Origin of the sequence: Paenibacillus kribbensis, assembly GCF_001705305.1 — a bacterium.
Classification (GTDB): domain Bacteria; phylum Bacillota; class Bacilli; order Paenibacillales; family Paenibacillaceae; genus Paenibacillus; species Paenibacillus kribbensis_B.
Window position 1 is genome coordinate 19,332 of sequence record NZ_MCBP01000023.1, and the last position, 20,195, is coordinate 39,526.

The 20,195-nt window shown below is 45.7% G+C and carries 37 protein-coding genes; 1 reads left to right on the top strand and 36 read right to left on the bottom strand.

All coding sequences use genetic code 11. From position 1 onward, the window contains the following. Positions 1-27: 27 nt before the first annotated feature. The 24 genes from BAZ21_RS25965 to BAZ21_RS26070 all read right to left on the bottom strand — a co-directional run bounded on the left by BAZ21_RS25965 (position 28) and on the right by BAZ21_RS26070 (position 13,628). Positions 28-501 carry a phage tail tube protein gene (locus tag BAZ21_RS25965; protein ID WP_068505717.1) on the bottom strand — a complete coding sequence of 158 codons (474 nt, stop codon included), beginning with the start codon at positions 499-501 and terminating at the stop codon, positions 28-30. 1 nt (position 502) lies between these two features. Next, entirely contained in the window at positions 503-1,825 is a 1,323-nt protein-coding gene (locus BAZ21_RS25970; RefSeq protein WP_305953042.1) for a phage tail sheath subtilisin-like domain-containing protein, read from the bottom strand. Then, positions 1,825-2,028: a hypothetical protein gene (locus BAZ21_RS25975; RefSeq protein WP_256022662.1), complete on the bottom strand. Its 204-nt coding sequence runs from the start codon at positions 2,026-2,028 to the stop codon at positions 1,825-1,827. The genes BAZ21_RS25970 and BAZ21_RS25975 overlap by 1 nt, the downstream gene beginning before the upstream one ends. After that, entirely contained in the window at positions 2,021-2,446 is a 426-nt protein-coding gene (locus tag BAZ21_RS25980) for a phage tail terminator family protein (RefSeq protein ID WP_068505718.1), read from the bottom strand. The genes BAZ21_RS25975 and BAZ21_RS25980 overlap by 8 nt, the downstream gene beginning before the upstream one ends. Before the next feature lie 4 nt (positions 2,447-2,450). Continuing rightward, positions 2,451-2,810 (bottom strand): HK97 gp10 family phage protein, encoded by a 360-nt coding sequence (locus tag BAZ21_RS25985; RefSeq protein WP_256022665.1) that lies wholly within the window; start codon positions 2,808-2,810, stop codon positions 2,451-2,453. Between the two features lie 38 nt (positions 2,811-2,848). Next, a complete protein-coding gene (locus BAZ21_RS25990; RefSeq protein ID WP_084011932.1) occupies positions 2,849-3,220 on the bottom strand; it encodes a hypothetical protein in 372 nt (123 codons plus the stop codon). Between the two features lie 2 nt (positions 3,221-3,222). After that, on the bottom strand, positions 3,223-3,597 hold the full coding sequence (locus BAZ21_RS25995) for a phage head-tail connector protein (protein ID WP_068505720.1): 375 nt from the start codon (positions 3,595-3,597) through the stop codon (positions 3,223-3,225). A gap of 13 nt (positions 3,598-3,610) precedes the next feature. Next, positions 3,611-3,781, bottom strand: coding sequence for a hypothetical protein (locus BAZ21_RS29230; protein WP_176718222.1), 171 nt, complete (start codon positions 3,779-3,781; stop codon positions 3,611-3,613). 17 nt (positions 3,782-3,798) lie between these two features. Further along, positions 3,799-4,791, bottom strand: a complete 993-nt coding sequence (locus tag BAZ21_RS26000; RefSeq protein WP_068505721.1) for a major capsid protein — start codon at positions 4,789-4,791, stop codon at positions 3,799-3,801. 29 nt (positions 4,792-4,820) lie between these two features. Then, positions 4,821-5,177, bottom strand: a complete 357-nt coding sequence (locus tag BAZ21_RS26005; RefSeq protein WP_068505722.1) for a hypothetical protein — start codon at positions 5,175-5,177, stop codon at positions 4,821-4,823. Continuing rightward, positions 5,177-5,782, bottom strand: a complete 606-nt coding sequence (locus BAZ21_RS26010) for a phage scaffolding protein (protein ID WP_068505723.1) — start codon at positions 5,780-5,782, stop codon at positions 5,177-5,179. The genes BAZ21_RS26005 and BAZ21_RS26010 overlap by 1 nt, the downstream gene beginning before the upstream one ends. A gap of 90 nt (positions 5,783-5,872) precedes the next feature. Next, positions 5,873-5,998 carry a hypothetical protein gene (locus BAZ21_RS30000; RefSeq protein ID WP_256022672.1) on the bottom strand — a complete coding sequence of 42 codons (126 nt, stop codon included), beginning with the start codon at positions 5,996-5,998 and terminating at the stop codon, positions 5,873-5,875. Then, positions 5,949-7,658, bottom strand: coding sequence for a minor capsid protein (locus tag BAZ21_RS26015; protein WP_068505724.1), 1,710 nt, complete (start codon positions 7,656-7,658; stop codon positions 5,949-5,951). Before BAZ21_RS26015 ends, BAZ21_RS30000 begins: the two co-directional genes overlap by 50 nt. After that, the gene (locus BAZ21_RS26020) at positions 7,655-9,127 is read right to left on the bottom strand and encodes a phage portal protein (protein WP_068505725.1); all 1,473 of its coding nucleotides are present in this window, start codon (positions 9,125-9,127) and stop codon (positions 7,655-7,657) included. Before BAZ21_RS26020 ends, BAZ21_RS26015 begins: the two co-directional genes overlap by 4 nt. Positions 9,128-9,147: 20 nt before the next feature. Further along, positions 9,148-10,401, bottom strand: coding sequence for a PBSX family phage terminase large subunit (locus tag BAZ21_RS26025; RefSeq protein ID WP_068505726.1), 1,254 nt, complete (start codon positions 10,399-10,401; stop codon positions 9,148-9,150). Further along, the gene (locus BAZ21_RS26030) at positions 10,394-10,795 is read right to left on the bottom strand and encodes a terminase small subunit (protein WP_068505727.1); all 402 of its coding nucleotides are present in this window, start codon (positions 10,793-10,795) and stop codon (positions 10,394-10,396) included. Before BAZ21_RS26030 ends, BAZ21_RS26025 begins: the two co-directional genes overlap by 8 nt. Then, a complete protein-coding gene (locus tag BAZ21_RS26035) occupies positions 10,788-11,045 on the bottom strand; it encodes a hypothetical protein (RefSeq protein ID WP_068505728.1) in 258 nt (85 codons plus the stop codon). The genes BAZ21_RS26030 and BAZ21_RS26035 overlap by 8 nt, the downstream gene beginning before the upstream one ends. 37 nt (positions 11,046-11,082) lie before the next feature. Next, on the bottom strand, positions 11,083-11,274 hold the full coding sequence (locus BAZ21_RS26040) for a hypothetical protein (RefSeq protein ID WP_068505729.1): 192 nt from the start codon (positions 11,272-11,274) through the stop codon (positions 11,083-11,085). 14 nt (positions 11,275-11,288) lie between these two features. Continuing rightward, a complete protein-coding gene (locus tag BAZ21_RS26045; RefSeq protein ID WP_068505730.1) occupies positions 11,289-11,600 on the bottom strand; it encodes a hypothetical protein in 312 nt (103 codons plus the stop codon). Positions 11,601-11,682: 82 nt separating this feature from the next. Beyond that, positions 11,683-11,883: a hypothetical protein gene (locus BAZ21_RS26050; protein ID WP_068505731.1), complete on the bottom strand. Its 201-nt coding sequence runs from the start codon at positions 11,881-11,883 to the stop codon at positions 11,683-11,685. Next, positions 11,873-12,058, bottom strand: a complete 186-nt coding sequence (locus BAZ21_RS26055) for a hypothetical protein (RefSeq protein ID WP_068505732.1) — start codon at positions 12,056-12,058, stop codon at positions 11,873-11,875. The genes BAZ21_RS26050 and BAZ21_RS26055 overlap by 11 nt, the downstream gene beginning before the upstream one ends. Positions 12,059-12,274: 216 nt before the next feature. After that, positions 12,275-12,541, bottom strand: coding sequence for a hypothetical protein (locus BAZ21_RS26060; RefSeq protein ID WP_068505733.1), 267 nt, complete (start codon positions 12,539-12,541; stop codon positions 12,275-12,277). A 152-nt stretch (positions 12,542-12,693) separates the two neighbouring features. Further along, entirely contained in the window at positions 12,694-13,050 is a 357-nt protein-coding gene (locus tag BAZ21_RS26065; RefSeq protein ID WP_068505734.1) for a hypothetical protein, read from the bottom strand. A gap of 332 nt (positions 13,051-13,382) precedes the next feature. After that, positions 13,383-13,628, bottom strand: coding sequence for a hypothetical protein (locus tag BAZ21_RS26070; RefSeq protein ID WP_068505735.1), 246 nt, complete (start codon positions 13,626-13,628; stop codon positions 13,383-13,385). A gap of 125 nt (positions 13,629-13,753) precedes the next feature. On the opposite strand from BAZ21_RS26070, the gene BAZ21_RS26075 reads away from it, so the two are divergent. Next, positions 13,754-13,954, top strand: a complete 201-nt coding sequence (locus BAZ21_RS26075; protein ID WP_256022682.1) for a transcriptional regulator — start codon at positions 13,754-13,756, stop codon at positions 13,952-13,954. Between the two features lie 26 nt (positions 13,955-13,980). Here BAZ21_RS26075 and BAZ21_RS26080 read toward each other — a convergent pair whose 3' ends face one another. From BAZ21_RS26080 to BAZ21_RS26135, 12 genes are all read right to left on the bottom strand, one after another. Next, complete coding sequence (locus BAZ21_RS26080) at positions 13,981-14,499, bottom strand: sigma factor-like helix-turn-helix DNA-binding protein (RefSeq protein ID WP_084011936.1); 519 nt, start codon at positions 14,497-14,499, stop codon at positions 13,981-13,983. 76 nt (positions 14,500-14,575) lie between these two features. Then, complete coding sequence (locus BAZ21_RS26085) at positions 14,576-14,791, bottom strand: hypothetical protein (RefSeq protein WP_068505736.1); 216 nt, start codon at positions 14,789-14,791, stop codon at positions 14,576-14,578. A gap of 206 nt (positions 14,792-14,997) precedes the next feature. Next, the gene (locus BAZ21_RS26090; RefSeq protein ID WP_068505737.1) at positions 14,998-15,531 is read right to left on the bottom strand and encodes a hypothetical protein; all 534 of its coding nucleotides are present in this window, start codon (positions 15,529-15,531) and stop codon (positions 14,998-15,000) included. After that, on the bottom strand, positions 15,528-15,710 hold the full coding sequence (locus BAZ21_RS26095; RefSeq protein WP_084011937.1) for a hypothetical protein: 183 nt from the start codon (positions 15,708-15,710) through the stop codon (positions 15,528-15,530). The genes BAZ21_RS26090 and BAZ21_RS26095 overlap by 4 nt, the downstream gene beginning before the upstream one ends. 245 nt (positions 15,711-15,955) lie before the next feature. After that, on the bottom strand, positions 15,956-16,357 hold the full coding sequence (locus BAZ21_RS26100) for a hypothetical protein (RefSeq protein WP_068505739.1): 402 nt from the start codon (positions 16,355-16,357) through the stop codon (positions 15,956-15,958). A 48-nt stretch (positions 16,358-16,405) separates the two neighbouring features. Beyond that, a complete protein-coding gene (locus BAZ21_RS26105; protein WP_068505740.1) occupies positions 16,406-17,074 on the bottom strand; it encodes a hypothetical protein in 669 nt (222 codons plus the stop codon). Further along, positions 17,067-17,312 (bottom strand): hypothetical protein, encoded by a 246-nt coding sequence (locus BAZ21_RS26110; protein ID WP_068505741.1) that lies wholly within the window; start codon positions 17,310-17,312, stop codon positions 17,067-17,069. The genes BAZ21_RS26105 and BAZ21_RS26110 overlap by 8 nt, the downstream gene beginning before the upstream one ends. Continuing rightward, a complete protein-coding gene (locus BAZ21_RS26115) occupies positions 17,309-17,584 on the bottom strand; it encodes a hypothetical protein (RefSeq protein WP_068505742.1) in 276 nt (91 codons plus the stop codon). The genes BAZ21_RS26110 and BAZ21_RS26115 overlap by 4 nt, the downstream gene beginning before the upstream one ends. 253 nt (positions 17,585-17,837) lie before the next feature. Next, positions 17,838-18,956, bottom strand: coding sequence for a DNA-methyltransferase (locus BAZ21_RS26120; RefSeq protein ID WP_068505744.1), 1,119 nt, complete (start codon positions 18,954-18,956; stop codon positions 17,838-17,840). 42 nt (positions 18,957-18,998) lie between these two features. Next, positions 18,999-19,625, bottom strand: a complete 627-nt coding sequence (locus tag BAZ21_RS26125; RefSeq protein WP_068505745.1) for a hypothetical protein — start codon at positions 19,623-19,625, stop codon at positions 18,999-19,001. Positions 19,626-19,656: 31 nt separating this feature from the next. Continuing rightward, positions 19,657-19,878 carry a hypothetical protein gene (locus BAZ21_RS26130; protein WP_068505746.1) on the bottom strand — a complete coding sequence of 74 codons (222 nt, stop codon included), beginning with the start codon at positions 19,876-19,878 and terminating at the stop codon, positions 19,657-19,659. 34 nt (positions 19,879-19,912) lie between these two features. Next, the gene (locus tag BAZ21_RS26135; protein WP_068505747.1) at positions 19,913-20,134 is read right to left on the bottom strand and encodes a hypothetical protein; all 222 of its coding nucleotides are present in this window, start codon (positions 20,132-20,134) and stop codon (positions 19,913-19,915) included. Positions 20,135-20,195: the final 61 nt, after the last annotated feature.

Consider the following 20,195-nt stretch of genomic DNA (forward strand, 5'->3'; position numbering starts at 1 on the left):
ATTCATATCCCCTTAATTTAGATTATTTTAGTTACCACCCAATACAGGTTTAGAGAAGCTGTCTTGCAATCCGACCCCGGAAAAAGTAAAGTCCAAATCTTCGTCCAACAATTGAGATTCAGTATCCAACTTAGCAATAATAATGCTGCTAATATTGACATTCTTGAGCGTTACGGTTTGTTTACCGATCGAGGAAGTGGGGTCCTCATTAACTGCAACAAGATCGAAGTAGGTATCCTTACCTGTGGTCACGTAATCCAGCATCATTTGTCTGAACAACGAGGTCACATAGTAAAAAGTCATTGAACCTGTACCCTTCCAGCCATTTGCTTTATTCTGGTCCCCCAGGTAGCCTAACACTTTTACTTCTGTCATGTTTTTTTCGATTTTCGCTTCGAACTTCTTGCAATAGGCCATTTCCTCTACATTACCGTTTATGGTGGCGTATAATCGACCTTGCTGTCCTGAAATAGTATCTTTTGCTTGCAACCATTGCGTCATATTATCTCGCCCTCACTAACTGATAGATTTTTTCAATGCTATCCACTGGCTTGACGTAATATTCAGCGTAAATAGCGTCTTTGTCTGTACCAGGTACGATCGTTACATCCGTCTGAGGATTAAACTCCTCAATAGCACTGATTTGTTGATTAAGCTCGAACAAATTGATAGCTTCTTTTTTAACGAGATTACGCCCGTCAACGTTGTTATCAACCTTGCCGGTATAGGAGTTTTCAAAGACTCGTTGCAAATCTGTCTTAATTCCATCCAATGTACGAACGACACGATTTTTGCGAAAATCTTTATTCTTTTTAGGTGTAAAGCTACGGAATGTATTAATGTCCTCTTGTACCTTTGCTTTTCCGTTTGTGTAAATGAAGAAAAACTGACCACTTTGAACCGCTGCAATTGCTTCACGATTGGTGAACCTAACATCCACATCTACTGCATCATCGTAGTCAGTGTAAGTGAGGGATTCATTTACATTTGCGGCTGCTGTCGCGGCTGCAACCCAAGCGACTGCTTTAACCTTGTCAATCACTGTGCCATCCGAAAGAATAACGCCGTTCGTGACGTTTATTACTCCTTCGCTGTCAGCCGCGCTGTAGTTTGGTAGTACCACCTGTACATTTTTACCCTCGTCATTACGCAGGCGATTAACGTAGGTGGTATACAAAGGCTTCAGCGTTGCGTCATCGTAAGGAATTCCAACGGTGTTAAAATCCTGAGTCTCAATAGTCGCCATATAATCCGAGTGGTCTGCGTTGGTTGTTGTGCCGTCAGCCCCGCTAGTCAGCGGCGCTCCAGCCGTAGCAGCCAGTGTTTTATCAGTAGCGGCTGCTTTGAAGGTCACCCATTCATTAGCTACCAGCCCGTCAATATTGGTCACTTTCTGCAAATTGACTTCCCGGCCCTCGACCAAAGTCCGAACGTTGAAGCTAGACGGCGTGTCAATATCAGCTTGAATAACGATAGAAATATCATTACCTCTCACACCGCCATACTTCGCCGTAGCGACAAGATTGCCGCTTGTGACTGTAGCCTGTGTCCCTTCGTTCAGGCGGTAAACTAGCAGCGTTTTGGCACGTTTAAGAGCCTCCTTAACCAACAAGAGGCTCGTGTGTGTGATATCGTATCCCAACGCTTTTGCGATATCGTCACCAGCATCAATAGTAATGATCTGCTTTGCTGGCCCCCAGCTTAATAGCAACGGCAAGGTGACGATACCGCGATCACTTAGCGTTCCTAATGGCTTAGGCTCAGATACGACATTGGTATATACGCCAGGTAGATCCTTGTTCTGTGTAACCCATGTGCCGGCCATTATTTGACCTCCTTCTTTAACCATTCAGTGAGAACCCGTCTGGCCTCGCTGATGGTGTAATTCTGTCCATCCTCAAGCAGGACGTTCAGCGTATCTTTTTCGATCTGCGTAAACTGTTCGGACCCTTGAAATTGCTCTTTCGCAAACTCCGGTTCTACAGTCTTGGCAGGCGTTTCTTTTTTCGTAACAATTTCATCAGCCACGTATACCAGCCTCCTGTTTTAAAGTCCTCATTTTTGTTTCTGGTCCCTTTGGACGCATTAAATGGACATTGACGTCAATAAAGAAATGCAGCACATCATCGACGATTTGGTGTTTCATTCCCACCGCCCTGTACATGCTACCTTCCCATTGGGTGTATTCCAATTCCTCGTAGAGCCGATCTGCTACTGCTTCACATTCACGGCGTTTCTCCGGGTTCTTGGGATTCGGGAAATAGTGAATGTCATAGTTGCCCACCCTCATATAACGCCGCCCGAATTCCCGGTCTTGTGAACCGTTTATGAGCAACACAAAAAAGCACGGTTCATGAAAACCCTGCTCAATTCGTTCGTCGTACACCGTAACACCCGTTTGAAAGGTGCTCAGGTGCTTCAATATTCCGTTTTTAACATCTTCCATTACATCACCTCAGGTGGTCTTCCATAAATCGTTTCAGTTTATGGTCCATGAGCGCGGGCAATTCTCGCTCCAACTCCCTTTCGGAAATGGTAAGCATGAACCGCCCCTCCACCCATCCAGTGTGCAGCCTTGTGCGGTGACCATACTCCACATAAGGCGCATATTCGATAGGATTAAACAGTTCAATGCTGTATCCACCGGCTACACGCTCCACAGGGCCGAGCTGCCAGTTACGCCGGAGCATTCCTGTATCTACCGGAGTGCGGGCCACTGTCTTAGCCAGGAGCCTGCTGGCAAGCTCTCGTATGCAGTCCTCGACGAATCGCGGATAATCGGCTTGCATTTTTCGAAGGCTCTTGCCCAACTGCTCGAGCTCCGAAAAATCAAATTCAGCAAAGCCGCTCATGCCTCGCCTACCTCTTTCATTTTAATTTCCTGATGAGTCGCATAAATGAAAGGCTTGCCAGAACGCGTAAACTGATAATTCATGCCTTCCTGTGTGACGAAAATACGACTTCCGGCAGGCACAACAACATCCGGCGAGATAAACAGTTTCGCGTCATATTCGATATTGTTGTTCGTATCCGTTTGGACCGAGCTTGGTAAGGATGCTTGAGACAATGCACACGGCTGGTTGTCAATTATAACGCCACCCTTGGGGCGTTCTACGCCTGTTACCGGGTCTTTGTAGGTTGTCTGACCTTCCACCCGGCAAACGCCTGTATAGGTCATTTCAAGAAGCATACGTTCCACTGCTGGATTGCCTAGTTGCATATCTACCACCTCAATCTGCGGAATGCATTAAGCTGCGTTGCGTACGACTTGATAAACGCCGTACCCTCCACGCCCTGCTTGGCATCCGCAAAGAATGTGAATTGCACGTCACCACGCTTGATACTCTGGACGTTCTTCTCACCCTCGCCAGCCGTTGCAGGCGCTACGAACTGGTTGAGGTAATAGTCCTTGGCGATGAGCAACACCGTGTTTTCCAATTGCTCCGGTATGTCGGATATGTTGCAGTAGTTCTTAATGCCATCAATCGTAAAGTCGAGGGCAAAAGACAGCTGCACATCCTTATCTGTTTCCGTGACTGGTAGCCCCAGCAGTACCTTAAGCTTGGTGAGTAAGGCTTCAAAACGGATCGGGTCCATATCGCTCACCAGCCTATTCGGTTTTATTTACGCTGTCCGCTTTCTTCGCTGCTGCAACATCTTCAAGCACGCCTTTTTCAACCAGCTTGGCGCCATGCTTTTCATCAAGTTCGATTTCACCGGAATGTACAATAACCCCGGCCTGTATAACCGGGGACAGCACGTTATATTTTTTGTTTGCCATTATATAAGATCCTCCTATTAAACCGACAGGCGGTAGATTTGGGATGGTTTTTGTACAGCTACGAAAGCAGATTCACCAACGTATACCTCTTCGGATGGTGGTGGTCCTTCCTTGATGATAGGCAACACGTAAATGCCTGGTTCGAAATTCTTTTCAATCGTCGGGCCTTGCACAGTAATGATCGGTTTTTCCCCCAACAGAGCCACGGTGCGAGCTTCCAACAATCTTGTAGGCGCGGCACCTTCCAAAGAGACAACATCATCATTCACACGGATTGTAATTGCAGTAGAATCAGCAATTTGGTTGATGATAGATTGTACTTGTTCCCGTGTAGCCAACATAGAGCTATTCACGCCAAACAATGCCCCTCTAACTTGGTTGTTGAGAACCAAATCGAGCAGAACATCACCAGAGATATCAATGTAACGTGGCACTTGTCCTGCATTTGCGTCTTTATATGCCTTGATCGCTGCTCTCAGATCATCAAGAGGAGTAGATGTCGCCCGGTCTGACCATACAACAGTAGGTGTCACTTTAGCAGTTAAACCGAAGTTGACATTGATTACAATGTTGTTCTGGTTATATACAATGACTCCATTATAAAGAGCTTGTGCTCTCAACCACTCCTCTGTATCATTCACACCTTCAATCAAACTGTCAGTTTGGTTATAAATTTTTTGGATAGCTCGTTCTCTTTCGGCAGCCACACGTGGATTCGTAAACTTGAGTTGTTCACGTTCATCCAAACGGAAACCGTGTTGAATCTTTGCGACCTCTTGAGTAAGTGTTTTCAACCCTTTCTTATCCCGCAAAGGAGCGCCGGAGTTCCAACCCGTGATAGATGCGCTCGGTGCATAGGTTTGCGTAAATACGTCATAGTCAAAAGTCAAATCGTATGTTGTATCTGTTTCACTAACTGCCTTAAGCAAATATTGCCGCGGCAGCACTCGATTTTCGACATACCCCAAAAATTCCGGCTGTTTAAATTGATCTAATGAAAGAATACCCATTTATATATTCCCCTTCCCTATTCCCTGTTTTAGTAGTAACGGTAACGTCCGCCTGCTGCTGTTTTAAATGCTGCTGTAACGCCTGTGAGTTTGCTTTCCACAACCAACGCCTCTGCCCAAGCACCTACGATTACGTTCTGTGTAGTCGCATCGCCTGTGAACACGTCGTGGCTAGTAAGGTATACCTTGCCTGTATCTGCGTCAGCAAACGGCTTCGCCAGTCCGTTGGCTTGGATGCTGACTGCCGTACCGGCTGGAATACGCGTATTGACAGCAAACTTAGTGCCGTCCAGAGTAACGCCGCCAATCTTCTCAATAGATCCTTTTACGGTATACAAAATTTCAACCTGCGATAAATACTCTTTAACTCGTGGATTCAAGTTCATTATTGTTCACTACCTTTCCCGTTTCTTTGCTCAGCAATTGACTTGCCTGCGTCATAACCTTTCAATGGCGCTGGTGGATTGCCAGCCCCTGCGCCTTCTGCTGGTGAAACTCCCTTGAATGTAGGAACCGGTGGCGTTTGGTCTTTTGATACAAACAAAAAAGACTTGCTTTCACGCAGGTCAGTTAATTGGTCATCCAAGCCGCCTTTTACAGCACCGTTGTCGTCCAGTTCGATTTTTGTTTTGTCCAGCAGCCCGGCTACAATGTCCGTGTCATGTGCTTGACCGTTCAACGCCAACTTGAGCGCCGTGTTCAAACTCATGTCTTTCAGCTTGGCTTCATACTGATCTTTGGTAGCTTTATTTTCCCCCTGAAGCTTTTCAATCTGCAATTTTAAATCTTCTGACGCTCCAGCAGACTTCTTCAAATCCTCCAGTTGACCACCTACGCTGTCCCTGTCCTTCTCAGCCTGTTTCTTTGCCTCGTTAACCTCATCAAAGCGAACTTTAGGAACAAACCCCTTCAACTCCTCTGCCGATGCTGTAGCCGCCTTTATAGCCAGTTCCTCGGTCAATCCCAATGCGACAAATTGCTCTTTATTCATTACATACCGCTCCTTCATCTTCGTTTTTTAACCTGGTCTCGGCCAGTGATGTCTTGTGTTTTACGCCCACAATACCAAACGGCGGTGTTTTTACTCGCTAGTGACTTGCCTGATATAATCGTTCACCCGCACGTCTGTTGGCGCCGTGAAATCCAACTCAATCGGCTTATCGTCTAATCCGTCCACCGTCTCTCGCTGCTGCGTAGTCTTCGGCATATTCCCACCCCAATTCGCTTACTATCGCCATAAGCACCAAGTAATCAAAGCGTTCGTTTTTGGCTGTCTCCGAAAGTTCATCAAAAGCAGGATCTGCCTGCAATTGTGCGTCAACCTCGGCAGTCACACGCCGTAGCACCTTATCAAACTCCGAAAGGCTGCGCTTGTCCGGCGCTGACAGTGTACTTGTACCACCATCGTGACCAGCGACCACCATAGCCCCTATAGCTGCATACAGCGCCATGGAACGAGCGTCTTTAACCGACAGCCTGTTACCCCTTGGATGGTTATGGGCCAGTACCAGACTGCCAGCAGGAGAGTTGAGGAGCATGTCCTGTACTTTAGGTGTAAATGGCACCTTGTCCTTGCCGCCCGTCACCCTCGCCAGCTCCTTGCCATCAAAGTCCGTGAACGACAAATAGCCCTTACCAGTCTTGGAGCCCTCCCGTACCAGTTCCCGGCTAATGTCTGCTATTTTGTCAGCAGAATCTTCGGAAACCTTTGGAATGTCCATGTGATAAGAAGCTTTAGGATTGTATGTCCTGTTTGGTATGTCTTCCAGCACAGGTACAGCCGTTTTAACAGCGCTGTTGTCTCGTTCGACTGGCTTTATTGGCTCAGTTACACGGTCAGTAGTAGGAACGTTTTCCTTGGCCCACTGCTCATAGGTCATGTCACCCGGTACGGCCTGATTCTTGCCGTCCTCATCCCGAGCTACGCGTTCTTGAACATTGTCCTCATAATGAGGAATCGTGGTAGAGCGGCAATAAGCATGTAACGGTGGATAGTTGACTCCTACCTCAGCCTCGCTAATAGCAAATACCTCTCCATCCATGTGCCGGCAGATACTTGATGTGCGCTTGTCTAACGTAGCCGTGAACTTGTACTGTTCGACGCCCAACTCTTTGTAGGCATCCATGCGGGATTGTCCGGCAAAGTAGGCTGATTCGGTTTGGATGATCCTAGCTGCAGCCGATCGGGAAACACCCATACGGTCAGATAAGGCGTTAATCATCTTATCCGGCGTATCACCGCGTATCATGCCCTGTGTGAGCACAGTTTGAAGCTCATGCACCAGCTTATAACGGTCTTTCCAGATACGGGCACTGAAATTAGATCCATCTGCGGCCCAAGGCTTCGATATGATCGCCTCAATCTGCCGTTTGTCCAGTTTGGAGAATGTAGTGCTTAACCCTGTACCCTTATGCAACTCAAATACAGAATGAAAGTAACCATCCTTGTATATGTCGCCCATAAGCTCTTTAGCGCCTGTCTGACGTTTTCCAGTCAATACCTCGACATGTTGGCGCATCTGCAATTGCAAGGCTTCTAGGCGGGTCATACGGACTCTTATGGACGCATTCTCTAATTCCTTCATCCAACGCTGATCGACTGCATTCTCACGGCCTGCTTTGATATAATCTTCGACCGTCCACTTGAACTCCTTGAGTTCTCCCGCCTTAAGCACTTGTCGCGCCTCAGCCAGCCCTATTTCGTTATTCTTGGCGAACCGCTGATAGAATGTGTCTATATCCCGTTGGATGGATGCGTTAGCCTTGGCGTACTCGATCTCCATCTTGCGGACGTAAGCATCGCCCTTGCTTAGCTGTGCCTCATTCAAAGCATCCATACGGCCCGACCAGTATTCCTCGGACTTCATTGTGCATCATCCTGTTTCGGGTTTGTCTCAGGAAGCTTGCCGCCAGTGCCGCCATATGACTGGTCTGCTGGAATAGTGACTGCTTCGTCACGTTCTTTTTTAATCCTATCCTGTTCTTTTTGTACATCCTTCACAAATGGATGATTGGCAAGATTGGTTTCATCGGATAGTATACCTACACTATTCTTTACATTCTCGACAGCCTCGGTTTCATTAATCATCACATCACGATTAAGAATGAAATCCACGTCATACGTAGAATAGTCAACTTTCGTCGTGTTATATAAATGCCGATCTACAAACCAAAGAAGCTGCTCGAGGGACGCTTGGAATTCCGTTTCAATCGTATTTGCGTCCAGATCCAAATCCTGATAGAGCTGCCGAAGGGCTATGCCTGATGGGTTATTCCCAAACTTGTCTGTCTGCGTGTCCACACCTCGACCAAACTCATAAATGGATTTACGAAGTTCTGATATATGGTTGCTAAGGGCTGTTGTGTCGATGTCAATGTTAAGTGTTTCAATGCCCCCGTCCCCCTCTGTCCTCACCATGCGCAGTTGAGCTAGGTTTCGACGTGCATCCTCCAGTTTCCCGCCCCCATAATTCTTCAAGACGATAATACTGTTTGGCATGTCCTCTATGTTGTCCGCATTCTCCGACATCCGCAAATCATAATCATCAACCAAAGTCTTGATCATTTCTAGAAGTGGTTGCTCTTCGTCGTTGTACTTGAATGCAACAAAAGGCGGACGTTCCCAGTTCAATGACATTTCAGTTCCATTTACTGTTGCAGTGAAGTGATCTCCAACTTCACCTATTGGCTTGAAATCATGTGACACAAGTTTGTCCTGAGTGAATCGCAAAACCCCTTTTGAATTCCAAAACTCAATTATCGTAATGGTCTTCTTGGTTTTAACTTCATAGTAAATGACATCGAAGAATCGAATTACAGCATCCAATTCTGTATGCGCAGAATCTTTCCACAACGGGACGATTTCCTCGCTTGGTATGCTCTCAAAAGCAAGTTCGCCAGTCTCGGTATAATAAACTTGCAGCCAAGCTATACCCTTATTGATAGCGTTCTTGCCCACGTTTTTAAGTGTTCGTTGAAAGTCTTTACCGAAGTATTCTCCAAGGCGTTCCTTGTATTCTTCTGGTCCGTCTGTTTGAAGGCTGAAAGGCTTGGAAAGCAAATATCCCGTCTTCTGGTCCACAAGCTTTCGGACAAATCCATGTATAAGCTTATTGTTAGCAAGGTTATGAACTTCCTGTTTTACCCCGCCTTCACCAATAACAGTACGCTTCTTTTCCAGAATCTTTGTTTTATTTTCATAGTAAGCCTGACCCAGCAACATAAGTTGCCTTTTCAAAGAGCCTTTGAATGTAGTGACTTCCTGCATGGCTATTTCCATATCAGTCATCGGAGAGTTTTCTTCAAGCATGCGAATGATGTCTTGTGTAGTGCTCAACTTGTAACCTCCTTCCCACATTAATCAAATGAAATACCTGGCTGTCTCATATCGTCCTCAAAGGCGTACCGCGTAGCATCAATGGTGTGGTTGTCCTTATCGTCCAGCCGCGTCCGTGGATTGCCATCTGCGTCCGTCTGATAGTCGATATTTTCGAATTCTCTTGCGATGTTTGGCGTGCGAACTGGATCAATGACGATTTCATCCAGGTCATCAAGCCACTTTTCGCCATATTCCACCGAACCCGGACCCTTCTTAGCACCCTTGAAACGGCAATGAAGCTGCATTTTTAATTCGTCTACCGATTTTGGCTCTGCGCTGTCCGCAATTGTAAGTTGGGTATCATATTTTTTCTTTTTTATCCCCTCACCCAAAGCTCGGTTAGAAATTTTAACTCCGTATATTTCATCCAGAGCGTATATTTTTCGACGAGTCTTATCGTAGTGCCAGCGAACGAACGCCACTGGGTCAACACCATAACCCCAGTCATTGCCCTGGCGGATATTATCAAAGCTTTTGACCTCTTCATCCGTAATTGTGCGGAATGTAAGATTATCGAACGGCACAACACCGCTCCCTATCGCTTTGCCTAGATACTCCCATTCATAACGCCGTTGGTTCTTCTCCTTTGCGCTCTCAGCCTCTTTTATGAAGGCTTTGGAGATAAACGGGTTGTCCAAATAAGTAGAGTGATGAACGTGTGTATGATCCGGTTGGAATACAGACTCATATTTCTTGTTGACCCATGACTGCTTGCGTTTTGGTGGGTTATAACTGTAAAAAAACTTATAAAAAAGACCATCTCCCAATTCTCCACGCAATAAGGAGTTGGTGATGGTTGTAACCTCTTCTTCCGTCTTGAATTCTGCTAATTCCTCTATCCATCCAATGGCAAATGGGAAATTAGCATCTTTAAGGGATTTAAGCCTCTCGGGATTCTGTGCACCCCTAAAGGCCATATAATTGCCACGTGGCAGATATGTTATCCGCATAGGGGACTTATTGATCTTGAAAAACTGCGACGCACCTTGTTCGGTTATGGCCCATTTCATCTGCTCGAAAATGGATAATTCAATGGTGTTGTCGATGTAACGTATGCCAATCGCATTAACAGGATAACGCATAAGCAACTGCACGATGATGTGTGCTATATCTGACGATTTACCTGAACCACGACCACCTTTTTCTACGATATTGAGGATGTCCGGATCATTCGCGGCTCGCCATGTCGCATGAAACGCCTTCGGGATGAATTCAGATAGTTTTCTAGCCATCATCTTTACCCTGTATATCGTCAACAAAAACAGGCGCTATAACGGCGTTAACATCCAGTTTATCAACCCACAATCCATAACGTTTCCCAAGCAGTTCAGCAGCCTTATTGCGCTCTTTCACTGGCGTTTCAAGGCCTAATTGATCCTTTACCTCACCACGGATAACCTGTGTCAGAAACTCCAGCACTTCATCCTGACTAGCGATACGGACCAATTCCTTGCTTTCCATTCTTTCTTTTATATACTCCTTAATGTTAGGGTTTGTTAGCAGTTTGCTAGCATTAACCCTTGCAGTCGCATCCTTTTTGCATTTCGGATAAGCCATTTTGTAGCTCTCTGTTCCGTTTTGTGTTTCGATGTAATAGTCAGCAAATGCTTTATGCCTCTCATTCATTTGCCATCACCACCATAAATTGAAGCAACTCAATAGCGCTTTTGAACTCATAGGTGTCCGGCACCATGCATTCTTTTTCTTCGCCCGTCTTCTTGTTTTTCTTTTTGCCTTCAATCCAGAATGTCAACTTGTACCTAGAGTACACGCCTTTAAACTCTTTCGAGTACCGTTGTTCTTGTATGAGCGACACATCGTGCCCTTTCTGCCCAAGTTTCAACAGTAGCAGCTTTATGTTTTTGCTAACATTCATATCACCCACCCTCTTTCTGTTTGGTTGTATCTATATGCTATTGCGGGGAATCAGGAGGTTTACCGTCGATGATCTTTACAACGCTATCACCAGTCATAGATTCTTTCATAGCAAAGGTTACCATCTCCCCACCTATCTCCATACTCACCACACCCATTTCTGGATCTGTCGTAATGGAGCCGCCTTCTCTACCGAGTTTCTCCAACCATTCCTGATACTCGTTTGGCAATCCTAACGCCTCCCTTATCTGGTCATTCTCCATAGTCTAAAGCGATCTATAAGGCGTTCATGCCACTTTGATTCGCGCCCATTCGGTTCTATATATCCGTCCACCGCGACAAAAGCAATGTTGCTGTGACAAAACGAACGGATCTCTTTCAGATGCGGCGTGTGAACCGTAAATACCTTATCTCTTCCGGGCTTCTTGTACCAGGATAGGAATACCTCTACATTCTCCGATTCGTCAATAGGGAAATAATATTCAAATATCTCACCATTAACTAAATGGATAGACAACGTTATCTCTTCCGTGGTCTCGATTTGCAGTCCGTTCATATTTCCTCCCCGCGACAAATAGACCCGTGTATCCTACTTAGCTGCCACCTCTCAGCTATTTTCAGATGTATATTACGGGTCTCTATTGTGCCTCATTAAACATTCGCTCATATGCCTGCTCATATTTGGTCACAACGGATTCTAGCCCTTCTATAGCCTTCTTCCTACGCCGTTCATTCTTCCATTGCCATATGCTTAGCGATATGCCTGTGAGAACCAAGACGATCAATAGTATTTGAATGATTGTTTCTGGCAGCACTACAATGACATAGTTATGACCCAAGGTTTCTCCTCCCTAAAGCAGCAACATCCACCTTTACATCAAACAACGCCTCATTGCCAATATAAAGCGTTCCTATCTGTATTTCCCTCGACCGTTTATCGCTACCGCGCAAACCTTTATACTGTGCAATCTCCTGTGGTGTACCCTCTATGGTTCCGTCTGTATAGAGTTTCATGGGTTTACCTCCTCATCCTTCGTTTCATCCACCAAAAAGGCGCTACGACAACTGCCAAAGGCCAAAAAATCAAATAGGTAATTGCTAAGTAAATAATCATGAATCCATATATCCATACTTTGTGATACCATGGCAACCTATTTACTGATTCCTGTGTTATCATCGCATTCACCCTTTCAGTAGATAAAAAAAGCCGCCCGAAGGCGACTCATCATTTTATAGGCGTAATAATAATTCAAACTGGCCGTCTTCATCCCTTAGGAGCAACACAACCTCTTGTCCATCAATAATTTCTTTTATGAACTGTTCGCCAATCGGGTGCTTCTTCCCCCAATTCGCAAATACTAGGTATTCGCCCTCGACAAAAACCGTTAAGTTATGGAACGCACTAGCATCAACACCATCTAAATTGTGTCTCATCTTGTTGCCAGAAACTATGGTTTCATGCTCAAACATCTTTTTTAACTTTTCAACATTTGTCATTTTATCCCTCCTTGTCTGAATATCATTTCGACATTCATAGAGGATTACCCTTTACCTTGGCAGTTTATATAAGACACACAGCGGAATTGAACCGCTATAATCCTGTATGTGTCAAATAAGGTCAGGTGCATATTGAACCCGACCTTTTACATTTAAACGGTATGTGTTCCTTCTACCCCTCGGGCTTCACGTTCTAGTGTTCGTTTCCTAAGCCACAGAAGCGCTTCTTCCAGTTTTGTGATTGCAACTGCATTATCTTGGCATCGGTAGTCACTGTTTTGGAATCCTTCAAGACGGGCAAGAACCATACCAATTAAATCTTCATTAGTTACTCCGTTTACTCCAGCTTCTTTGATCGGCCCTTCTTGGAAATGAACACTGCCAAGGACATTACCGCCATGATCATGAACCTCAAAATAGTGCGGTGCATTGAATTGATAATCCTTTTCGTGATGCACAGTAGTATATTTTTCAGTAAGCAGTCCATTTGTTAGCTTTACTAATTCCATATCCATCCTCCTTTGAACGCAAAAAAGCGGCGGTTTCCCGTCGCTCTCTCACTTATATTAGTTTCGATGTGGACAAGGGACTTTCACCCTTGCACGGTAAATTTCACAGTATCTCGTTTACGCACGATATTGCTGGAGCCTCAGCGCCCTTTTACCAAGAACCATTAGCTACACCGTTACATTGCGTCTATCTTCCGCCACCACATCATTGGATAATCCTCTCCAAAACTATAAGATCACAACCGTTTATAGGTTATCCCTATATATAGGTGGCATTCGTAAGACAAAAAAACCGCCGACCGGTAAAAAAAGGGTAGCGGTTTTTTTGTAACTTATATCTCAACTTCCCAAAAGCCATCGTCGCCCTTGTCCTCTTGAACCAATTCCAGATTTTCTGGCGATACTATTAATAATAACGCTTCTCCAATATCCACGCTCACTCCGAACCTGGGGCTTTCTTCACCAATAACCTCTTTCCACTCAAGTTCACTCGTTATGTAGCCTATGCGTCCAATGTATGATCCATGCCCTTTTTTAATGCTCACCTTTTTCCCTATAATCGCATCTTCGTGTCTCATTTTCTTGTTCCTCCTTTGTTCTTCTTGTCTTCATTATATACTAGTACCACTATAAATACAAGCTTTTTTTGTACTGGTATCAGTATAAATTTTGTGCTATTCTGAAAAGTAAGGAGGGGATTCTCTTGGAGCGAAAATCGAAGGCATCTACTCGGGCTAAGGATAAGTATAATTCAGCCAATTATGATCAGGTTAAAATATGGGTGAAAAAGGGGGAGAGAGAAAGGCTTGATGCTATAGCCGAAAAAGCAGGCTTGAGCCGAAACGCTTATATCCTCGAATCCATAGAAGAAAAAATAGATCGCGATAAACAAAAGGAGCAGTGAGGCACATGTCCTCCTGCTCCTTTTGTTTACATTAGAAACAAATTACTGGATAAGTCCTGTGATATCTTTTTCTGCGCCCGCTCAACATAATTTTCTACCGATCCTTTGCTAATCCCTAACAGGTTGGCGATGTATCCATAAGATAAGCATTCGCCGTGTGCCATCACATAGCACTCACGCTCTCTGTCGCTTAATCTGCGGAGCGCTTCTTCAATCTGGAACCTTTGTCCCTCTGAGATATTAGAAGGGCTCCCGGCCGTATTCTGTTGCATGTACGCTTGCATGCGTAGCGGGTCCATTAGCTTTTCTCTCTGGTATGCAGCTCGCCGTTCAATCCCACGCTTGTTCCCTGGTCTTCTTCCAGTACTAAGCCACTCGATCACGTACTCACAATCGCTCACCATGCCTGAGATAACCTTTTTGTCACTTTCATCAGCGTTCTCGTAAGCTCGCTTTGCTATGTTGCGTGATTTTCGGTAATTCATCGGCGTGGCCTCTCCTAGATCAATGAGCCTCATTGGCTGTGTTCCCTCTTTAGCGATCATAGATTTCACACCCCTTTTGCATGTTTATTCATTATTTTAGGTATTAACCCGTGTTTTTGATCACTCTAATGCATAATCACCGCAGATAATCGAATAAATCCGCCTGTCCGGAACCCGCAAATTCGCTTGAATCCTGTATGAGTCCATCCTCCAGCCACTTACGCGGTGCCTGCTGCTGGTAATGAGGCCAGATAGGTTCGCCTTCGATGGATCTGCTGGGATTGGTCTTCTCGGCCTTCTGCGTCCAGACCCAACATGTTTTCGCTGTCACTTTATCATTGTTATCTGCCATATTTAATCCTCACCTCGCTTGCCGGCACCGTCTCTATAAGGAAATACCGATCTATACTTACTACACCTACATATAACAGTAATGCGCATAATATAGAGGTATAAGCGTAGGTCATCAGCGTTTCCCCCAATAGGTGGATGACATGCAAAGTATGATAAACATAATAGTCACCCATAGAATGTTTCTGTCCATGAACTCCCATATAGTCATAGCTTGTCTCCTTCATCCTGCAGGAGAGCATGATACGCTTTGGTCATTTCGTCCAGCTTCTTCAATGTTGCTTCATACTCTCCACGGCTTACACAATTTGTTTGAAGCCCTTCATATGCTAGATTGACGGTCTTTAATTCACCTTCAAGACGAACACATTCTTCTGCAAGAGCATAGGTGTCTGTATCTGCCTTTTCTCGAATTTTACGAATTAATTCAAAACGCTTGGATTGCTTCAACTTGTCTATCTCAGCTTTAGCTTCAAATAACTCAGTTTCAAGTATCTGATTCACACCGTACATACGTAATATCTCTGCATCCTTTAGTTGTATAAGGGATTCAGCCTGCTTCAAGTCATCTTGCAATCCTTTAGCAACCTCTTCCCAACGCTTACGCCCTCTCAACTCTATGTCATATTGTTGGAGCCAGTAAGGAAGGGCTTGACGTGACTCGTAAATAAATTCAATCGGCGATACACCTTCGCCACATAGTTTCATATCCTCTTGCCAGTTACGTTGTTTATCTGTCATTGTTGTTCCTCCCCAATAACCTCAAGTTCTTCATTGCGGATAAGGAACAGTCCCGTTTCTCCGAATGCAATCAGTACTCCTTGCTCGTTTTTCTCTTTAACTTCGAACACTTCTCCAATCAGACGGTTTATGTCACTTTCATCTTTTCTTGGCTTGCTATCAATAACTCGTATTTTCACGACTATATATCCTCCCTTAGTGGGTGAAGGTGTTACCTACACCCTGTAAAGTATTTTTAAACTTCCAAGCCAGTCCCACGACATTTATTTATATAGAGAGAGCAACTATAATGGGTACGTTGGTTACTCCAACATGCCCTCTCCCTCTATAACGTAGTGTTCAGCTCAACTATAGGGGAGAGGTTCCATCCACTCTCCCAGATCATTCCGTGCAGCAGAACGATATGATATAACCCTGTATAGGCTTAATCCTGACTGGATAATGTCATATAAGCAGCTTCTGCCCTCTGGCGAGGTTTGGCTCTCACCAATTCAGCGACTTGGAATGCAGACCAAGTTTCGCTTTCAGGCAATTCCTCCAATCCTGGATGTAATCTTCTTTCCAAGTGATTAAAATACTTTTTGGCATTCACCCTTATCGCAGCTACCTGTACCTCCAGAGAGGCGATAGGGTCGTTGCAGTAGTCCGGCACGTGTTCCCATGCTTCTTGCTCGTCCTTGCACACGGGGATGTACCAGTTTCTCCGGCCACTTTCGTTTAATAGTACATATCCCTCATTCGGACTTTTTCGCATGACCACCGTGTACCCCATAAACTCCGCCAGTGCCTTATTAAGCTGCTGGTCTGTCATATCCTTTACCGACATATCTATCATCCTTCCAACGCTCAACCAGGAGCGTATTGTATTGGTGGGTTACTCCCCACCTAATGCCGTGGTGATATGGTTAAACGCCGATAATAGAGCCTGTTCATCCTTACCGTTAGCAAATGCTAAGTTCTTCTGTATGGCTGTCTTGGCTTCTTTCAGCGCATTCCACAAAACCACAATCATTTCTCCCGTTGCATAATCAGACAAATACGTCACGTTACACTCGCAACCGTTATTACCGCATAAGTGGCAAGGTATGACCGCCTTGTCTGCGATTTCTTTCAGCGAGGATATGGCATCATCTTTTTCTACAAGTTCCTTGCGGTAAGCTATCGCTTCCTTCCTGCATTCGATCGATTCCTGATTAGCATATTCTAGTTTCTCTTTCAGCTCATTCCGCTCGCATCTGGCTTCATCACCTTCAATGGATATTCTCAGCACACTGTCTCTAATGGTTTGGAGTTTCTTTTCTAGGCGGGCTATTGTCCGGTCCCTCTCTGCCTCCAACATCTTAAAAGCATCCCAGTGTGTAACAGATTCTGCTTCTAACTCCTTTACCTGCTGTTGGAGTGAGTCTACCAGGGCAAGTAAATCACCTAATACCGATTCTACTCTCATTGTTGCTATGCCAAGTTCAGGATGCCGCATCCACAGGCCATCACCATCTAATATCAATTCTTTTCCGTCCAGTAGCTTATATGTCCGTTCACTCATCTTTACCGCCTCCTAATGCCTGACGGGCTTCTTCTAGCTTATAGGTCAGGCGGCGTATAACTGCGTCACTCTCTGCAAGCTGCTTTTTGGTAGCCAATAGGTCAGCTTCCAATAGAGCGGTAGCCATGCCGTTTTCTTCTGCCTCGTTATACAGCCTCTCTAACTCGTTCATCACGAACGTCGGACAGCACAATCTCTTTTCATACAACTTCTGCCGCACTTCTTTAACGCTGTTCATATCAGTTCACCCTTTAAATCCCGGGGGATATAATCAATCCACTCGTCCCCTGTAAACCACACCGCCGGAGTATAACGCCATGCGAAGCCAGAAATGTCGATATGTTCACCGTCTTTCCCTATCATCTCGATTACCTCTGATTCAGGTACGCCTATCTGCTCCAAAATAGCAATATTTTCATTGTTCGCGTCGGCACACGCGTAGTACAAATTTTCACCATCGCCATCTGTTTCAACGATTTCGATTTTATTAAGCAGTTCAAGTTTGTTCATTCCATTCACTCTCCTTATATAGGGGTATAGGGTAAGAGGCTGTTAAGCCTCATCCCTTCTTATAAAGCTCCTCTTTTGCAATCCTCGGCTGTGTTCCGTTCTTTTTTGAAAGGTAATACTCATACCGCTCATAGTGATATCTTTTTACTGGAAACGAATATGCAACGCCTCTGTACAGGTGCCATTTCGCTAAAAGCCAATATATAATTTTCACCGGGTGTTATCTCTCCTTTGGTATAGGGGATACTGCCCCCTAGAATATTAGATTAGGCTGAACCACTGCTGTCCGGCGCTTTGCTATCTCTACGTACTGGCTGCCCATTTCTATGATTGTGCATTCTCGGTTGTTTTCGAGCGCAACCTTCTCCGTGGTGCCACTGCCGCCGAACGGATCAAACACATGACCGCCAACCGGAGCCCCAGCCAGTATGCACGGCTCAATGAGCTTTTCCGGGAAGGTAGCAAAATGTGCTTCGGGAAATGGCTGAGTTGCCACAGTCCAAACGCTGCGCTTATTCCGCATGCCACTGTATTCAACAGGCTCACGATCCGGTCTGTGCTGCTGCGGTTGTCCTGGTGGCGGCGACTCCTTAACCTTCCGTGCGAATGAATTGGATGTACGGCCCGTCCGATGAATTGTTCCATGAGATCCCGGCTCTGTATCCCAGCCCGCAGGAACCCTGAAATTGCCTCGAACTGTACGTTTACCCCCGTCCTGATTGTCGAAAGTCTTACCCCCTGTATAAGCACCGCCCCTAAACCCATTTGCCCATTCATCTTGCACGCCCGGTTCTTTAATTGCTTCTTTGTCGTAATAGTATTTTTCCGACTTGGCCAGAAGGAACATATACTCGTGGGCCTTGGTTGGACGATCTCCCACACTCTCCGGCATGGGATTAGGCTTGGCCCATATGTTGTCCATTCGCAAGTACCATCCGTCCGCCTGTAGTGCAAATGCTACGCGCCACGGTATGCCAATCAGGTCCTTTGGCTTCAGTGCTGCAGGCTGGCTACGTTTTGGACGATGCTCGTTCAGCCCTTCATCCCGTTTAACACCAGAACTGGCGTAGCTATCCCCGAAATTAAGCCAAAGCGTGCCATCGTCTCTCAGCAAACGCCACACTTCTCGGAACACAAGGACCATATGAGCTACAAACATTTCCGGCGTTGGCTCCAGACCAAGGCATCCTGTCCAAGGTGGTACAGCAATAGGCTGTAAACCCGGCATAGGTGTATATGTCACCTCGGGCCAGTCAGATTCGGGCAGGCCGTAGTCCCTTAATCCCCAATATGGCGGGGATGTAACCGAAGTATGAAAACTGCCTGCCTTGAGTGTTGGCATAATATACAGACAGTTGCCGTGTAGTATCATGTGTCTCTCCCCCTTATGGAGGGTTGCCCCTCCTAAATCCCTTTAACTGCCCGCGATGAGTTGTTGCTCTGCTATACCACATCGCTTGTTGGTATCAATTTTTAACCGATTTGTCCTGCCCCACTGTTCTGCCATTGCCGCCGCAATCCCGGTATACGTCCGGCTGCGTTCGCGGCCCCGGTTAGGTCCCGGTGGCATCTTGTGAATACGTGCTTCCCGGCCCTCTACAATATCTGTAGGTTGCAGCAGAGGCAGATTCTTGATCCATAGGCATGTCGCCTTTGTTTCGCCATGTCCATACTGCCATGGTTGTATTATTTGGTCCGGCTTGCGTATCCGGCTGCTGATTATGCTTATGGGATTTTCCAATGCGATACGCTCGACAGGTAAATCCATAAGGTACTGCACGAACTCCAGCGCTGCTGCCTGCTCAGGAAGCTTGTCCTTAAACCAACGTGCGCCAGACACCGCCAGATGCGTGCGTGGTGGGTGGCATATTGCCAGATCAAACTGTTCCCAGTAACTGCGCGGTAAGTCCATTACATCCCCCTGTACATGTGGCCCGGGGGCCTCAGATTCCGTTATATCGAAGCTCACCGCCTCATGGCCTGCTGCTATAAATGCATCCCGTACCACGCCAGAAAATTCACATATGATTGCTATTTTCACCTGTTGAACCTCCTTTTTGTCCCCTATGGGGCTAGACTGTGCGGTTCTTTCTGAACCACGCCCGACCTTCATCCGTATTTAAAAATGCTTCTGCCTTTTTGGTATGATCTATCCGCCGTACCAGTCCTTTTTCTTTCAAACTCGCTACAGAACAAAATCCTTGAAAACGACCATCTTGGCTATGAACCTCATAGGCTCCATTTCCGAACTTAAAACCTGTCGCCCAACAAACGATTTTCAATTGCTCACCCATGTATTTGTCCTCTCTGCCCTTGGGGGCTATATATTTAATCCTCTGGAAGCAGCTTGTTAAATGCTCTACGGTATAATTCCGATATCATTACCTCTCTCTTTTTGCCGCCTTGGTTGATGTACACCTTCTTTTTATTTCTTTGCTCTTTCAGCTTCACGGGGAACCCAGTACGGGCATTCGGTCGATACACATTGCCTTCTATATCTATTTGGTATGGGTAGTAACCTGGGATGTATTTAAGTGTTTTGTTTTCCATTTCTAACACTCCTTTATACGTTGTTATGTGAATTATTAAATCACTTACCCGTCACTCCAGC

Excerpts from the sequence above, each read along its gene's own strand:
- BAZ21_RS25965 (WP_068505717.1), bottom strand. The coding sequence starts at position 501 with ATGACGCAATGGTTGCAAGCAAAAGATACTATTTCAGGACAGCAAGGT.
- BAZ21_RS25970 (WP_305953042.1), bottom strand. The coding sequence starts at position 1,825 with ATGGCCGGCACATGGGTTACACAGAACAAGGATCTACCTGGCGTATAT.
- BAZ21_RS25980 (WP_068505718.1), bottom strand. The coding sequence starts at position 2,446 with ATGGAAGATGTTAAAAACGGAATATTGAAGCACCTGAGCACCTTTCAA.
- BAZ21_RS25990 (WP_084011932.1), bottom strand. The coding sequence starts at position 3,220 with ATGCAACTAGGCAATCCAGCAGTGGAACGTATGCTTCTTGAAATGACC.
- BAZ21_RS25995 (WP_068505720.1), bottom strand. The coding sequence starts at position 3,597 with ATGGACCCGATCCGTTTTGAAGCCTTACTCACCAAGCTTAAGGTACTG.
- BAZ21_RS29230 (WP_176718222.1), bottom strand. The coding sequence starts at position 3,781 with ATGGCAAACAAAAAATATAACGTGCTGTCCCCGGTTATACAGGCCGGG.
- BAZ21_RS26000 (WP_068505721.1), bottom strand. The coding sequence starts at position 4,791 with ATGGGTATTCTTTCATTAGATCAATTTAAACAGCCGGAATTTTTGGGG.
- BAZ21_RS26005 (WP_068505722.1), bottom strand. The coding sequence starts at position 5,177 with ATGAACTTGAATCCACGAGTTAAAGAGTATTTATCGCAGGTTGAAATT.
- BAZ21_RS26010 (WP_068505723.1), bottom strand. The coding sequence starts at position 5,782 with ATGAATAAAGAGCAATTTGTCGCATTGGGATTGACCGAGGAACTGGCT.
- BAZ21_RS30000 (WP_256022672.1), bottom strand. The coding sequence starts at position 5,998 with ATGCCGAAGACTACGCAGCAGCGAGAGACGGTGGACGGATTAGACGAT.
- BAZ21_RS26015 (WP_068505724.1), bottom strand. The coding sequence starts at position 7,658 with ATGAAGTCCGAGGAATACTGGTCGGGCCGTATGGATGCTTTGAATGAG.
- BAZ21_RS26025 (WP_068505726.1), bottom strand. The coding sequence starts at position 10,401 with ATGGCTAGAAAACTATCTGAATTCATCCCGAAGGCGTTTCATGCGACA.
- BAZ21_RS26030 (WP_068505727.1), bottom strand. The coding sequence starts at position 10,795 with ATGAATGAGAGGCATAAAGCATTTGCTGACTATTACATCGAAACACAA.
- BAZ21_RS26035 (WP_068505728.1), bottom strand. The coding sequence starts at position 11,045 with ATGAATGTTAGCAAAAACATAAAGCTGCTACTGTTGAAACTTGGGCAG.
- BAZ21_RS26045 (WP_068505730.1), bottom strand. The coding sequence starts at position 11,600 with ATGAACGGACTGCAAATCGAGACCACGGAAGAGATAACGTTGTCTATC.
- BAZ21_RS26055 (WP_068505732.1), bottom strand. The coding sequence starts at position 12,058 with ATGAAACTCTATACAGACGGAACCATAGAGGGTACACCACAGGAGATT.
- BAZ21_RS26060 (WP_068505733.1), bottom strand. The coding sequence starts at position 12,541 with ATGACAAATGTTGAAAAGTTAAAAAAGATGTTTGAGCATGAAACCATA.
- BAZ21_RS26065 (WP_068505734.1), bottom strand. The coding sequence starts at position 13,050 with ATGGAATTAGTAAAGCTAACAAATGGACTGCTTACTGAAAAATATACT.
- BAZ21_RS26070 (WP_068505735.1), bottom strand. The coding sequence starts at position 13,628 with ATGAGACACGAAGATGCGATTATAGGGAAAAAGGTGAGCATTAAAAAA.
- BAZ21_RS26080 (WP_084011936.1), bottom strand. The coding sequence starts at position 14,499 with ATGATCGCTAAAGAGGGAACACAGCCAATGAGGCTCATTGATCTAGGA.
- BAZ21_RS26085 (WP_068505736.1), bottom strand. The coding sequence starts at position 14,791 with ATGGCAGATAACAATGATAAAGTGACAGCGAAAACATGTTGGGTCTGG.
- BAZ21_RS26090 (WP_068505737.1), bottom strand. The coding sequence starts at position 15,531 with ATGACAGATAAACAACGTAACTGGCAAGAGGATATGAAACTATGTGGC.
- BAZ21_RS26100 (WP_068505739.1), bottom strand. The coding sequence starts at position 16,357 with ATGTCGGTAAAGGATATGACAGACCAGCAGCTTAATAAGGCACTGGCG.
- BAZ21_RS26105 (WP_068505740.1), bottom strand. The coding sequence starts at position 17,074 with ATGAGTGAACGGACATATAAGCTACTGGACGGAAAAGAATTGATATTA.
- BAZ21_RS26110 (WP_068505741.1), bottom strand. The coding sequence starts at position 17,312 with ATGAACAGCGTTAAAGAAGTGCGGCAGAAGTTGTATGAAAAGAGATTG.
- BAZ21_RS26115 (WP_068505742.1), bottom strand. The coding sequence starts at position 17,584 with ATGAACAAACTTGAACTGCTTAATAAAATCGAAATCGTTGAAACAGAT.
- BAZ21_RS26120 (WP_068505744.1), bottom strand. The coding sequence starts at position 18,956 with ATGATACTACACGGCAACTGTCTGTATATTATGCCAACACTCAAGGCA.
- BAZ21_RS26130 (WP_068505746.1), bottom strand. The coding sequence starts at position 19,878 with ATGGGTGAGCAATTGAAAATCGTTTGTTGGGCGACAGGTTTTAAGTTC.
- BAZ21_RS26135 (WP_068505747.1), bottom strand. The coding sequence starts at position 20,134 with ATGGAAAACAAAACACTTAAATACATCCCAGGTTACTACCCATACCAA.